Source organism: Paraburkholderia adhaesiva (assembly GCF_021390575.1).
GTDB lineage: Bacteria > Pseudomonadota > Gammaproteobacteria > Burkholderiales > Burkholderiaceae > Paraburkholderia > Paraburkholderia adhaesiva.
In genome coordinates, this window is sequence record NZ_JAJEJQ010000001.1 from 1,147,971 (window position 1) to 1,161,030 (window position 13,060).

Here is a 13,060-nt window from a genome sequence, read left to right on the forward strand (position 1 = left end):
TCGGCCCGAGTTAGTGCTTTAGCACTTACTCGGGCGCCATGCAAAGCGTTGTAGCGTCGATCGGCGCGTCAACGAGCGCGCGCAGCGTGCGAAAGCCCTTCTGCGCATACGCATACGATGGCGCGACGACCGGATCCTGTTCGGCTTCGACGACGAACCAGGCGCGATAGCCGTGATGTTTCAGCCGACCGACGATGGCCGGGAAGTTCACCGCGCCGTCGCCGGGCACCGTGAACGCGCCCGCGAGCACCGCATCGAGGAAGCTCCAGTTGCGGTTGCGCGCGAGCTTGACGACTGCGGGGCGCACGTCCTTGCAGTGCACGTGACACACGCGTGCGATGTGCCTGTCGAGAACCGCAACAGGATCGCCTCCCGCGAATGTTATGTGGCCCGTGTCGAACAGTAGACCCACAGCGTCGCTCGTGCGCGCCATGAGCCTGTCCACATCGGCGCTCGTTTCGACGTAGGCACCCATGTGATGGTGATACGCGAGGCGCACGCCGCGTGAGAGCGTATAGCGCGCGAATGCGTCGACGCGTTCGGCGTAGGCGTCCCACTGTGCGTCGGTGAAAAAGCGCGGCCGCTGATAAAGCGGACGTGGCGCGCCCTGGATCGAATCGGCGACTTCGCCGTAGACCATCACCGTCGCGCCATTTTGCGCGAGCAGGTCGAGATGCTTGTCCACGGCGGCGATTTCCTCTTCGACGCTGCGGCGCGCAAGCATCCCCGAATACCAACCCGATACGAGCGCAAGCCCGTATTGCGCGAGCAGGGCCTTGAGCGCCTCGGGCTCGCGCGGAAACTTGTTGCCGAGTTCGAACCCCTCGTAGCCGATCTCACGGCCTTCGGTGAGGGCCACGGCCAGCGGTGTTTCGCCGCCGAGCGAAGGCAGGTCGTCGTTCATCCACGAAAGCGGATTGACGCCGATGCGTACTTCAAATGCGCTCATGTGGGCTCCTCGTTGCCAGGATCGTCTTGCGCCGCGTCGGCTGCGTCGTCCTCCGTACGCGTGGCTTCGTCAGCGCCATGCGCATGCTTGCGGCCCCCGCGCGCGGCGAGCGCCTCGTCGTAGCGCTCGCGTGCCACGCGCACCGTGGCGCGCGACGAGACTTCGGGCACTGCGACTTCCCACCACCAGCCACCGTCCTCGGTCGTGCGCGCCGGATCGGTGTCGATGCTGATGAGGTAGGTGCGCGTCGAGGCACGCGCGCGCTGCATCGCGATTTCGAGTTCCGCGATGTTGCCGACGTGCTCGGCCTGCGCCCCGAGGGAACGCGCGTGCGACGCGAAGTCGATGCGTGGCGCGCCGAGCGGGCCCTGTGCGCAGTCGTCGAAGAGGTTGTTGAACGGTGCGCCGCCGCACGCCTGCTGCAGGCGGTTGATGCACCCATAGCCGCGGTTGTCGAGCACGACGATGATGAGCTTCGCGCCGAGCATCACCGAAGTCGCAATTTCGCTGTTCATCATCAGATAGCTGCCGTCACCCACCATCACGATGACTTCGCGATCGGGCCGCGCGAGTTTCGCACCGAGCCCTCCCGCGATTTCGTAGCCCATGCACGAGTAGCCGTATTCGACGTGATACGCGCCCGGCCGGCCCGGGCGCCAGAGCTTGTGCAACTCTGCAGGCAGCGTGCCCGCGGCGCACACGACGATGTCGTCGGTCGGCGAGCGGCTCGACGAGCGTTGCACCGCGCCAATCACATCGGCGTCGTACGGCAGGCAGTTGCGGTCCTGCGGTGCGTGCGTCAAACGCTCGACGCCCTCGCGCCACGTGCTCGCGAGTTGCAGCGCGCGTGCGGTCCAGTTCGCGTCCGCGCGCCAGTTGCCGAGCTCGCTGCCGAGCACAACGAGCGCGAGACGCGCGTCGGCCTCGACGGCCAGGCCATCGTGCTTGATCGCATCGAAGCCGTTGGCGTTCACGCCCATCACGTGCGCGTGCCGGAACAGCGAATTCGAACCTGTCGTGAAGTCCTGCAGCCGCGTGCCGATCGCGAGAATGCAATCGGCGTCGGCGGCGAGCGCGTTGGCGGCGGGGGAGCCCGTCACGCCGATCGCGCCTACGTTAAGCGGATCGTCCCATGCAAGCGAGCCCTTGCCCGCCTGCGTTTCGGCGACCGGAATGCCGCGTGCGGCGGCGAGTGCCTGGAGCGCTTCCGATGCGCGCGAATACAGCACACCGCCGCCCGCAATGATCAGCGGACGTTTCGCGCGGAAGAGCTGCACGAGCGCGGCGTCGATGTCGGTCTGCGCCGGCGCGGCCGCGCGAGCGTTCACGAGGCGCGGTGTGAAGAAGCTGGCGGGGTAGTCCCACGCGGTTGCCTGCACGTCCTGCGGCAGCGCCAGCGTGACGGGGCCGCACAGCGCGGCGTCGGTCAGGACGCGCACCGCGCGCGGCAGCGCAGTGAGAAGCTGCGCGGGATGGACGATGCGGTCGAAGTAGCGCGACACGGGCTTAAGCGCGTCGTTGGCCGAGACGCCGCCGTCGTGCATGTCCTCGACCTGCTGCAACACCGGATCGGGTTCGCGCGAAACGAAGATGTCGCCCGGCAGGAGCAGGAGCGGCAGGCGGTTCACGTGCGCGAGTGCCGCGGCCGTAACGAGGTTCGTCGCGCCGGGTCCGATCGACGTGGTCACGGCCATCATGCGACGGCGCAAATGCGCCTTCGCAAAGGCGATCGCGCTGTGGGCCATCGCCTGTTCATTGTGCGCGCGCAGCGTGGGCAATTCGTGACGCCAGTGGTAGAGCGCCTCGCCGAGCCCGGCGACGTTGCCATGGCCGAAGATCGCGAAAACACCGCCGAAGAGCGGTTCGGTGCGGCCCGAACCGTCTTCGCAGGTGACGCGTTGTGCCGCGAGATAGCGCACCAGGGCCTGCGCAGCCGTGAGGCGCACGGTGGCTCCGTGTGCAGCGGCTGGCTGGTTTTCGTTCGCAGCGGGGGCAATGCGCTGGTTCATGCTGCTTTCTCCTCGTGCGCGTGCGTTGCGGCATCGCCCGCTTCGGGTGGCCGTGCATTGGCGCGCGCGGCGCGCCAGGCGGCGATCAGCGTTTCGAATGTGCGGCGCACGCGGGCGATCAGTTCGTCGTCGTCGATCTCGCCTGCCAGCCAGGCGAGGCTCGGATCGTGGTGGATCGTGCGGCCCACGGTGAAGCCACGGCAGGTGGACGATTGCGCCGCGTTGTGAAAGCCCTCCAGCAGTTGCTCGACGCTTGCAGCAAGGCCCAGCAGCACGACGCCGCGGCAGTACGGGTCGCGCTCGGCGATCAGTGCGTCGATGGCGCGCCATTGCGCGGCGTCCATCGGTTCGAGCTTCCACCACTCAGGATAGATGCCGATGTTGTAAATGCGCTTGAGTGCTCTGTAGACCGTATCGGGCGCGTTCGGTACGCCGCCCAGTTTCGGCGGGATCACTTCGAGCAGCAGTTCGTGGCCGCTCGCCTGCACCGTGTCGTAAAGCGCGTGCAATTGCGATTCCTGCTCGATGCGCTGTTCGACGGGTTCGTCGGGATGGAACTGCACGAGGCACTTCACGATGTGATCGCGAGGCCAGCTTGCGAGCGTCGTGCCGACGGACCGGCCATGATCAAACACTAGCGGAACCGAGCCTGGCAGTTCGACAGGGCGACCGATCCACCATCCGCGCCCGGTCGCGGCATTCAATGCGTCCTGTCCGTAGCGGTCATCGATCAGGATACCGATGCGTCCCTGCAGACCGCGTTCGCGTTCGGTCTGCGCGACGGCCTCGACGAAGAGATTCTTGAGCCGGACGATGCGCGACTCATCGGCGCCTGTCTGCTGGGCGAGTTCGAAGAACGGGTTGCGGTGGTCGAACGCGAAACCGAGCACTTCGTCGCGCGGTGTACGTGCGGGCGTGACGCGATGCAGGCGTGCGAGCGTCGCGTCGCGGTCCGGGCGACTCATGCGCACGGGATCGGCGGTGGCTTCACGCAGGAAGTAGTCGAGTTCGGCGGGTGTAGGCATGGCCGGTGCGCAGCCATGGCGCGATACGACGAGCGCGCCGCACGCGTTGGCGGCGCGCGCGCAGTCTTCGAGCGGCGCGTCGCGCAGCCAGCCCGAGAGGAACCCCGAGGCGAATGCATCGCCTGCGCCGAGCACGTTGAGCACTTCCACTTCGACCCCGCGTTGCATCGATAGCGCTTCGAGCGATGCGGGCACCGCGCCCTCGATGATCTGGCAGCCGAGCGGCCCGCGCTTGACGACAAGCGTGGCTTGCGTGACTTCGCGCACACGCGCGAGCGAATCGATCAGCGATGCGTTACCGCCTGCAATACGGAATTCCTCCTCGGTGCCGATCACGAGATCGAAGAGCGGCAGGATGCGCTGCAGATGCGCGGAAACACCTTCGCTCGCGACGAAGCGTGTTTCGCCATCGGCCTTGCCGGTGAGGCCCCAGAGCACCGGGCGATAGTCGATATCCAGCACCGTTCGCACATCGTTGCGGCGCGCGTAGTCGAGCGCGGTGAGGCTCGTGCGGTTGACCTGTTCGGTGGAGAAGTGCGTGCCGGTGATCAGGAGCGCTTTCGATGAAGCGATGAACGCCTCGTCGAAGTCGTGTGGATCGACGGCCATGTCGGCGCAGTTCTCGCGATAGAAGATGAGCGGGAACGTATCGCGGTCCCTGATGCCGAGCAGCACGAGCGCGGTGAGTCGCGCGGGGTCCACGCGCACGTGGCTCGTGTCGCAGCCTTCTTTCGCGAGCGTTTCGACGAGAAAACGGCCCATGTGGTCGTCGCCGACGCGCGTGAGCATTGCCGCGTCGAGCCCGAGCCGCGCGCAGCCGAACGCGATATTCGCCGACGAGCCGCCCAGATACTTCGCGAATGTCGAGACGTCTTCGAGTCGTGCGCCCACCTGTTGCGCGTAGAGGTCCACACCGAGGCGCCCGAGGCAGACGATGTCGCGCCGCTTGTCCGCAGCGAAGCGGGAGGCCGTGGCCGAAGGGGAACGGGTCATTGCCATATACATTCCTCGTGAATTCGATGCCTGCGTCTGAACGCGATCAGATAGTTGCGCCGTCGAGTTCCGCGATCAACTTTTGCATTTCTGCGCCGCCCGCCATCATGTCGAGTACCTCGTTCTTGCTGATGGTCTCTTTGGTGAAGGTGCCGAGCGAGCGTCCGCGATTGAGCAGCGTGAACGAATCGCCGATGGGGTAGGCATGGTGGACGTTGTGCGTGATGAAAATCACCGAGATGCCCTTCGCGCGCGCGTTGTGGATCAGCTTGAGCACGTTGAAGCTCTGCTTGACGCCGAGCGCGGCGGTCGGTTCGTCGAGGATCAGCACGCGCGCACCGAAGTGGATCGCGCGCGCAATCGCGAGACACTGGCGCTCGCCGCCCGACATCGTGCCGATGGCCTGATGCGGATCGCGAACGTTGATGCCCATTTCGGAGAGACGATCCTTCGCGATCGTCGCGCATGAATCGAGATCCATGACGTTCAGGAAACCGAACAGCTTTTTCTGCGGCTCACGGCCCATAAAGAAATTGCGCGCGACGGAAAGGAGCGGCACGAGCGCGAGATCCTGATAGACGGTCGCGATGCCGAGATCGAGCGCGTCTTTCGGCGATTCGAACTGCACGGGCTGGCCGTCCACCAAATACTGACCTGAGGAAGGCGCGTGCACGCCAGCGAGCGTTTTGATGAGCGTGGATTTGCCCGCGCCGTTGTCGCCCAGCAGGCAGTGCACTTCGCCGCGCTTCAGGCGCATCGTGACGCCGCTCAGCGCGATGACCTTGCCGAAAAACTTGCTGACGTTTTCGAGTGCGAGGATCGTGTCGGCGCCTTTATCGATGATCGGTTCTGACATGACAGTCTCCCGGTTACGACTGCGCGACGCGGCGGCGCACGTAGTGGTTGAACAGCACGGCCATCAGCAGCATCACGCCGAGGAATACGCGGAACCAGTCCGAGTCGATGTTCGTGTAGGTGATACCGATCTGCACGACGCCGAAGATCAGCGCGCCAAACGCGGCACCGATCACCGAGCCATAGCCGCCCGTGAGCAACGTGCCGCCGATCACTGCGGCGATGATCGCCTCGAATTCCTTCTGGATGCCACGGTCGGCGGCGGCCGAGCCGATGTCGCAGACCTGCAGCACGGCGAAGAGGCAGGAGCAGAACGCGGTCAGCATGAAGAGCGAGATCTTGACGCGCTTCACAGGTACGCCGACGTTCTTCGCGGCATTCGCATCGCCGCCCACGGCGAGAATCCAGTTGCCGTAGCGTGTTCTCGCGAGCACGAACGCGCCGATCGCGGTGAGCCCGAACCACCAGAGGATCACCTTCGGCACGCCGGGGACGAGCGGTTGGCCGTTGTCGAGCATCCTGCCGATGCCCATGTGCGCGAGCGCGACGAAGAGGCTCCTGAACGCGGTGCCGTGAAAGAGCAGGTTGGTGAGCCAGTCGGCTCGCGCGACGTCGCCGACGCCGGAGACGATCGTGCGGTTGGCGAACATGACCGACAAGGCGAGCGTGAGGCCGCGCAGGATGAAGAGGAACGCAAGCGTGACGATGAACGACGGCAGCCGCGTGCGCATCACGAGATAGCCGTTGAGCGCGCCGAGCGCGACACAGCACACGAACGCGAAGAGGATCGAGAGCCAGATCGGCAAGTGGAAGTACATGGTCGGGATCGCGACCATCATGCCCGCGAAGCCGATCATCGAGCCGATGGAGAGGTCGAACTCGCCGGCGATCATCAGAAGACACGCGCCCATGGCGAGGATGCCGAGGTAGGCTGCGACCTGCGACCAGTTCATCACGCCGTCGAGATCGAACATGCCGGAGCCGCCCGCGCCGATGGCGAACACGGCGAAGACGAGCACGGTGCCGGAAATCGCTGCGAATTCGGGGCGGCCGAGCAGATGCCCGAACCGCGATTCGCGGCGCACGCGTTCGTCGGCGGAGCCGGCTCCGGTCGGAGCCTGTGGTGCGGCGCTTGGGTCTTGCGCGTTGCCGTCGTGTCCGTGCGAGGGAAAGTGTTTGCCAGCTACACCCATGATGTCTCCTTACTTCGGTCCTGTCCCACTACGGATGCCCAATCCACACCGTGCGCGCGACAGCAACGTGGCACGCACGGCGGCAACGCACCAGTGAGTAACGCGCGGCGCGGTGGGCGAGGGGCGAAGCGGTGATCGCAAGGAGCGAACCGTCGCCGCGTGTCGGCCCGAGTTAGTGCTTTAGCACTTACTCGGGCCCCATGCAGAGCAGTCGGCCCGAGTTAATGCTTTACGGGCTCCATGCAGGGCACTCGGCATTGAGTCAGCGCTTCAGCACTCACTCAGGCCCCATGCAAAGCTGGTTGACGAAAACCAGCGAATCAGCGGTACTGACCCGCGTACTTCACGACCTTGTCGATGTTCTCCTTCGTGATGAAGCCCGGGCCCGATCGAATATCACGAGGCCCATACGACGGCTGCAGCCCATACGTCTCGAGCCGCTGCTTGAACTTCGGATTCGCCTCGAGGATCTGGCGGATCTTCACCGGATCGGTCGTGTGCTCCTTCCTCACGATCGCGAGCACGGCCACGGGGATGTACCCCTGCAGATACGGTTGCTGGTCGATCGCGAACTGGATCGTGCCCGCGCGGATCCCGCTCGCAATGTCCTCGGAAAAGTCGAACGTATAAAAGCGGATCTTGCCCGCGAGGCCCATCTGCTGCACGGCCTTCAGGGTCGGCGCGGCCGACAGCGGTCCGAGCGTGAGGATCGCATCGGTGTTCGGGTGATTGCGTAGATAGGCGCTGACCTTCGACTGGATCTCGGTCGGGTCGGTCCCGCTGTCGATCGTCGAGGTCTTGAAGTCGACGCCGATGGCCTCCGCGAAGCCGCGGCAGCGTTCGAACGACGCCGCGTTGGTCGCGTAGTGGTTCACGCACACGAACGATTTCACGCCCGCCGCCTTGGCCTTCTCGCCGGCCGCCTGTCCAGCGACGAATTCGGGCTGTCCGACGTGCATGATCGCGCCGAGCTTCGCGCTCTGCTCCTCGGTGCCGGAGTTCAGCGTGACGAGCGGAATCTTCTTTTCGGTGACCTTGCCGATGGAACTCTTGAGCACATCGAAGTCGGCGATTGTCGTGGCGACGCCGTCGTAGTTGCGTGCGGCGGCCTGTTCGATCAGGCGGGCCATATCGGCGATGTCGCCGTTCGGCGGATTGCGGTAATCGGTCTGGACGTTGAAGTCTTCGTCCGCTTGTTTGATGGCGTTCTTGATGGTGTTCCACCACGAATCCGAATCCGGCGCGTGGCTGATGAGTACGAAGTGCGCGTCGGCGGCCTGTGCCGCCGGCATGGCCAGCGAGCCCAGCCCGGCAGCGAGCGCGAGCGTCGCGGCGAACCGCCGGAGCGTTGCCTTGCCCTTGCGTTCAGTCATTGTCTCCACCTTTCTCGGTCTGTCGTTTTTGGGGATGAACCGGACGGTTTCGCGTTTTTCATGCCGTCCCGCTCATCGTCAAGAGTAGGTCACGGTCGCGCGACATGCAATGGATATTTCACCGTAAATAAAAATGGAAAATATGTTCCATTCACGCGTGGACCTTCCTATAATCGGCAGCGTCGGCATGTTCCGGATCCCTTGCCCGGCAAGGGTTTGCGGCACTGCGGCAACCAGCAAGGAAATGAGGCCATGGTGGAAGAGACAACGGATGCCGTTGCGGGCGTCGACGAATTGATGCAGCGCATCGCCCACGACTACGAGGCGTTGCCGCGGCAGTTGAAAAGCGTCGCGAGCTACATCGAACAGCACCGCGCGAGCGTGATGATGGACCGAACGAGCGACATTGCCGCGAGCTGCGGCGTGCATCCTTCGGCGGTGGTGCGCTTTGCGCAGCGTTTCGGCTTTTCGGGCTTCTCCGACCTGCAGGCCGTGTTTCGTCAGGCGTATGCGGGTCAGGGCGCCTCGGCGACGAGCTACCAGCAACGCATCCGCCAACTGATCGACGCGAAAGAAGGCAAGACGAGCCCGGAACTCGGCGGTGCGGTGGCTCGCGAGTTCATCGGCGCGTGCCGAAGCGGGCTCGACGAACTCGAAGCGGGACTCGACGACGCGCAGTTCGACGAAGCGGTAAAGATGCTGGAGCAGGCCGACAACATCTACGTGATCGGCGTGCGGCGCTCGTTTCCCGTGGCGAGCTACATCGTCTACGCGCTCCAGCACACGAGAAAGCGCGTGCATCTCGTCTCGGGGCTCGGCGGCATGTATCACGAGCAGATCCGAAGCGTGAAAAAGGGCGACGTGGTCATCGCGATCAGCTTTGCGCCCTATGGCAAGGAAACGCAATATTGCCTGCGCCTCGCGCAGCAGCATCACGCGAAGACGCTCGTCATCACGGACAGCCAGCTTTCGCCGCTCGCGCGCCACGCGAATGCGCAGCTCTACGTGAAAGAGGGGAGCGCGTTCGCGTTCCGCTCGCTCACCAGCACTTTCTGCCTGTGCCAGGCGCTCTTTATTGCGCTCGCGTACCGGCTCGAATTGAACGTCGAAGAATCGACCGACACTGGAGGATACGATGTCTGAAAAGTTGTCTGAAAGCGCAGGCAAGACGCTGGATGTCGCGGTATTCGGCGCGGGACGCATCGGCCGCATCCATGCGGCGAATCTCGCGCGCGCGAGCGGCGTGCGCCTCAAGTATGTGATCGACGTGAACCGCGAGGCCGCCGCTGCGCTCGCCGCGCAGCACGGCGCGCAGGTGGCCGACATCGACGTTGCGCTAGGCGACGCATCGATCGGCGCGACCATGATCTGTTCCAGCACCGATACGCACTCCGAACTGATCCTCAAATCGGCGGCGGCGGGCAAGCATATCTTCTGCGAAAAACCCGTGGATCTCACGCTCGACCGCGCACGCGAGTGCGCGCAGGCCGTGGAGCGTGCGGGCGTGGTCGCGATGATCGGATTCCAGCGCCGTTACGATCCCACGTTCGCGGCGCTCAAGGCGCGTCTCGATGCGGGCGAGATCGGCACGCCTGAGATGCTCGTCGTGACGAGCCGCGATCCGGGGGCGCCTCCCGTCGAGTACATCCGGCGCTCGGGCGGCATCTTCAAGGACATGCTGATCCACGACTTCGACATCTTCCGCTGGATCCTCGACGACGAAGCCGACACCGTGCACGCCACGGGCAGTTGCCTCTCCGATCCAGCGATCGCAGAAGCGGGCGACATCGATTCGACGGCGGTGACGATCCGCACGAAGCGCGGGCGTCTTTGCCAGATAAACACGGCGCGTCGTGCGGCCTATGGCTATGACCAGCGTTTCGAGATTCTCGGCAGCGACGGCATGTTCCAGGCGGGCAATATGAAGCCCACTGAAGTGGTCGCGTGGTCGAAGAACGCCGTGTCGCAGGACGTGCCGGAGGCGTTCTTCCTTGAACGCTACCGGGCGGCGTATGCGGCCGAGATGGCGCATTTCCACGACGCGGTGACAAACGGCACGCCGGTGCGCACGACGGTTGCGGACGGGTTGAAGGCGCTCGAACTCGCGGAGGCGGCGGCGTTGTCGTGGCGTGAAGGGCGCGTGGTGAAGCTCGGCGAGTGAGCCGGCGCCCACAAAAAACGCGACAGGGATCGCACAGACGACTCTTGCAGCAAAGGCAGCACGGGAAGGAGGCGAACGATGCAAACGACTGAAGGAGCCCGGCCGTTGCGCGTGGGCGTGGCGGGACTCGGGCGGCTTGGGCGGCGGCACGCGAAGAATCTCGCATACCGCGTGCCGGGCGCGACGCTAGCGGCGGCGTGCAGCCCGCTCGAAGACGATCTCGCATGGGCACGCGATGCATTGCCCGGCGCACGCCTGTACACGGACTACACGCAAATGCTGGCCGACGATGCGCTCGATGCCGTCTGGCTCGTCACGCCTTCGTCACTGCACGCGCAGCAGATCATCGACGCGTTGCGCGCGGGCAAGCACGTGTTCTGCGAAAAACCGCTTTCGCTCGACGTCGCCGAGTGCGAGCGCGTGGTGGCCGAGTCGCGCCGCTACGAGGGCCAGCAGGTAACGATCGGCTTCATGCGCCGCTTCGATCCGAGCTACCAGGACGCATTCGCGAAAGTGCAGGCGGGCGCGATTGGTCGTCCGTTCCTGGTGCGCTCCCAGACCAGCGACCTCAACGATCCGGAAGGCTTTTTTGTACGCTTCGCGCCCACCTCGGGCGGCCTCTTCCTCGACTGCACCGTGCACGACATCGACGTCGCGCGGTGGCTCCTCGGCAAGCCCCGCGCGACGCGCGTCTTTGCTAGCGGGACAATCGCGCTGCACGAAGGCCTGCGAGCGGCGGGCGACGTCGATAACGGCGTCGCGATCTGCGAATTCGAGGGCGGCGCGCTCGCGATGTTCTACGCGTCGCGCACGATGGCGCACGGCAACGATACGTCGAGCGAGGTGATCGGCACGGCAGGCGCGCTCGCGATCGGACATATTCCGCGCGCGAACCGCGTCGAGATCTACGATGCGCACGGCGTGCGCAGTGAATGCACGCCCACTTTCTTCGACCGCTTCGAGGAGGCGTTTCTCATCGAGGCCCACGCGTTCGTGGCGGCGGTGCGTGAGCGCATGGGCGAAGGCGCTGGCATGGTTGGGCAGGACGCGACGCTGGAAGACGCGCTGGAGGCGACGCGCATCGGCCAGGCGCTGCGCGAGTCGATGCACGCGGGGCAGGCCGTCGTACTGTGACCATCGTGCCGCAGAAAGCGGCGCGCGCCTGCGGTAAAATTGAGACTATTGTGTGCGCCGTGCCTGGCGTGCCACCCGAAGGATCCTACCCCGATGCAGATTCAGATTCACAAGGAAGTCGATGCGCGCGGGCTGAAGTGCCCGCTGCCGATCCTGCGCGCCAAGAAGGCGCTTGCCGATATGGAAAGCGGCCAGATTCTCAAGGTCAGTGCGACCGACCCCGGCTCGCAGCGCGATTTCGCCGCGTTCGCGAAGCAGACGGGCAACGAGATCGTCGAAAGCTCCCGGCAGGATGAGACGTTTGTATTCCTGATGCGCAGGCGCTGAAAGGCGCAGCGCCGCCGCTGCTTCGTCACCGTAAAAGCGGCACACAAAAAAATGGCCCGCGTTCATCGCGGGCCATTTTGCTTGCAGCGCTTGCCGAGCAATGCGCGGTGTTTAGCCTTCCATCACCGGCTTGCGCGTATGCAGATACTCGGAGAATTCGGTCCCCACTTCAGGGTGGCGCAGCGCGAATTCGACGGTCGCCTTCAGATAGCCGAGCTTGCTGCCGCAGTCGAAACGCGTGCCGTGGTACTTGTACGCGAGCACCTGCTCGTCGGCGAGCAGCGACTGGATTGCGTCCGTGAGCTGGATCTCACCACCGGCGCCGGGCTTGATCGAGCGCAGGTGATTGAAGATGCGCGGCTTGAGCACATACCGGCCGACCACACCGAGGTTCGACGGCGCGTCTTCCGGCGCCGGTTTCTCAACGATGCCCGAGAGCTTGACGATCGAATCTTCCCACTCCTTGCCTTCGACGATGCCGTACGAGCGCGTCTCCGACGGCGGAATCTCTTCCACGCCGAGCACCGAGCTATGGTAGTGGTCGAACACCTCCACCATCTGCTTCATGACGGGCGGCGTGCCATAGAGCAGGTCGTCGGCGAGGATCACAGCGAACGGATTGTCGCCCACGAGCTTCTCGGCGCAGAGCACCGCGTGGCCGAGGCCGAGTGCTTCCGGCTGGCGCACATAGAAGCAATCTACGTTGTGCGGCTTGATGCTGCGGACCACCTCGAGCAGTTTCGCCTTGCCGCGTGCTTCGAGTTCCGCTTCGATCTCGTAGGACTTGTCGAAATGGTCCTCGATCGCGCGCTTGCTGCGTCCGGTCACGAAGATCATTTCGGTGATTCCGGCCGCTACGGCCTCCTCAACGGCGTACTGGATCAGCGGCTTGTCAACGACCGGCAGCATCTCCTTCGGGCTGGCCTTCGTGGCCGGAAGAAAGCGCGTGCCGAGGCCCGCCACCGGAAATACCGCTTTTGTAACTTTTAGCATGTCTTTAGTCCTGGTCCTGGCGGCAGCGCGGTTCCCGCCTGGTTTCCT

The 13,060-nt window shown here is 64.7% G+C and carries 11 protein-coding genes; 4 read left to right on the top strand and 7 right to left on the bottom strand.

Annotated elements, in window-relative coordinates; genetic code table 11:
* Window positions 1–25 precede the first annotated feature (25 nt).
* From iolE to L0U80_RS05140, 6 genes are all read right to left on the bottom strand, one after another.
* Window positions 26–949 (bottom strand): myo-inosose-2 dehydratase, encoded by a 924-nt coding sequence (iolE, locus tag L0U80_RS05115; protein ID WP_233862904.1) that lies wholly within the window; start codon window positions 947–949, stop codon window positions 26–28.
* On the bottom strand, window positions 946–2,958 hold the full coding sequence (gene iolD / locus L0U80_RS05120; RefSeq protein WP_233862905.1) for a 3D-(3,5/4)-trihydroxycyclohexane-1,2-dione acylhydrolase (decyclizing): 2,013 nt from the start codon (window positions 2,956–2,958) through the stop codon (window positions 946–948). Before iolD ends, iolE begins: the two co-directional genes overlap by 4 nt.
* A complete protein-coding gene (locus L0U80_RS05125) occupies window positions 2,955–4,982 on the bottom strand; it encodes a bifunctional 5-dehydro-2-deoxygluconokinase/5-dehydro-2-deoxyphosphogluconate aldolase (RefSeq protein ID WP_233862906.1) in 2,028 nt (675 codons plus the stop codon). Before L0U80_RS05125 ends, iolD begins: the two co-directional genes overlap by 4 nt.
* Window positions 4,983–5,022: 40 nt before the next feature.
* The gene (locus tag L0U80_RS05130) at window positions 5,023–5,832 is read right to left on the bottom strand and encodes an ATP-binding cassette domain-containing protein (RefSeq protein ID WP_233862907.1); all 810 of its coding nucleotides are present in this window, start codon (window positions 5,830–5,832) and stop codon (window positions 5,023–5,025) included.
* A 13-nt stretch (window positions 5,833–5,845) separates the two neighbouring features.
* Window positions 5,846–7,024 (bottom strand): ABC transporter permease, encoded by a 1,179-nt coding sequence (locus L0U80_RS05135; RefSeq protein ID WP_233862908.1) that lies wholly within the window; start codon window positions 7,022–7,024, stop codon window positions 5,846–5,848.
* 320 nt (window positions 7,025–7,344) lie between these two features.
* On the bottom strand, window positions 7,345–8,397 hold the full coding sequence (locus L0U80_RS05140) for a sugar ABC transporter substrate-binding protein (protein WP_233862909.1): 1,053 nt from the start codon (window positions 8,395–8,397) through the stop codon (window positions 7,345–7,347).
* Between the two features lie 252 nt (window positions 8,398–8,649).
* Here L0U80_RS05140 and L0U80_RS05145 point away from each other — a divergent pair, with 252 nt between their 5' ends.
* The 4 genes from L0U80_RS05145 (at window position 8,650) to L0U80_RS05160 (ending at window position 12,019) form a co-directional block, all read left to right on the top strand.
* On the top strand, window positions 8,650–9,540 hold the full coding sequence (locus L0U80_RS05145; RefSeq protein ID WP_233862910.1) for a MurR/RpiR family transcriptional regulator: 891 nt from the start codon (window positions 8,650–8,652) through the stop codon (window positions 9,538–9,540).
* Window positions 9,533–10,558, top strand: a complete 1,026-nt coding sequence (gene iolG, locus L0U80_RS05150; RefSeq protein WP_233862911.1) for an inositol 2-dehydrogenase — start codon at window positions 9,533–9,535, stop codon at window positions 10,556–10,558. Before L0U80_RS05145 ends, iolG begins: the two co-directional genes overlap by 8 nt.
* Before the next feature lie 78 nt (window positions 10,559–10,636).
* A complete protein-coding gene (locus L0U80_RS05155; protein ID WP_233862912.1) occupies window positions 10,637–11,692 on the top strand; it encodes a Gfo/Idh/MocA family oxidoreductase in 1,056 nt (351 codons plus the stop codon).
* Between the two features lie 99 nt (window positions 11,693–11,791).
* Entirely contained in the window at window positions 11,792–12,019 is a 228-nt protein-coding gene (locus L0U80_RS05160) for a sulfurtransferase TusA family protein (RefSeq protein WP_124153508.1), read from the top strand.
* Window positions 12,020–12,130: 111 nt separating this feature from the next.
* Here the strand turns inward: L0U80_RS05160 and galU are convergent, their stop codons facing one another.
* Complete coding sequence (gene galU, locus L0U80_RS05165) at window positions 12,131–13,012, bottom strand: UTP--glucose-1-phosphate uridylyltransferase GalU (protein WP_233862913.1); 882 nt, start codon at window positions 13,010–13,012, stop codon at window positions 12,131–12,133.
* Window positions 13,013–13,060 lie beyond the last annotated feature (48 nt).

Excerpts from the sequence above, each read along its gene's own strand:
- iolD (WP_233862905.1), bottom strand. The coding sequence starts at position 2,958 with ATGAACCAGCGCATTGCCCCCGCTGCGAACGAAAACCAGCCAGCCGCT.
- galU (WP_233862913.1), bottom strand. The coding sequence starts at position 13,012 with ATGCTAAAAGTTACAAAAGCGGTATTTCCGGTGGCGGGCCTCGGCACG.
- L0U80_RS05125 (WP_233862906.1), bottom strand. The coding sequence starts at position 4,982 with ATGGCAATGACCCGTTCCCCTTCGGCCACGGCCTCCCGCTTCGCTGCG.
- L0U80_RS05145 (WP_233862910.1), top strand. The coding sequence starts at position 8,650 with ATGGTGGAAGAGACAACGGATGCCGTTGCGGGCGTCGACGAATTGATG.
- L0U80_RS05130 (WP_233862907.1), bottom strand. The coding sequence starts at position 5,832 with ATGTCAGAACCGATCATCGATAAAGGCGCCGACACGATCCTCGCACTC.
- iolG (WP_233862911.1), top strand. The coding sequence starts at position 9,533 with ATGTCTGAAAAGTTGTCTGAAAGCGCAGGCAAGACGCTGGATGTCGCG.
- L0U80_RS05135 (WP_233862908.1), bottom strand. The coding sequence starts at position 7,024 with ATGGGTGTAGCTGGCAAACACTTTCCCTCGCACGGACACGACGGCAAC.
- L0U80_RS05140 (WP_233862909.1), bottom strand. The coding sequence starts at position 8,397 with ATGACTGAACGCAAGGGCAAGGCAACGCTCCGGCGGTTCGCCGCGACG.
- iolE (WP_233862904.1), bottom strand. The coding sequence starts at position 949 with ATGAGCGCATTTGAAGTACGCATCGGCGTCAATCCGCTTTCGTGGATG.
- L0U80_RS05155 (WP_233862912.1), top strand. The coding sequence starts at position 10,637 with ATGCAAACGACTGAAGGAGCCCGGCCGTTGCGCGTGGGCGTGGCGGGA.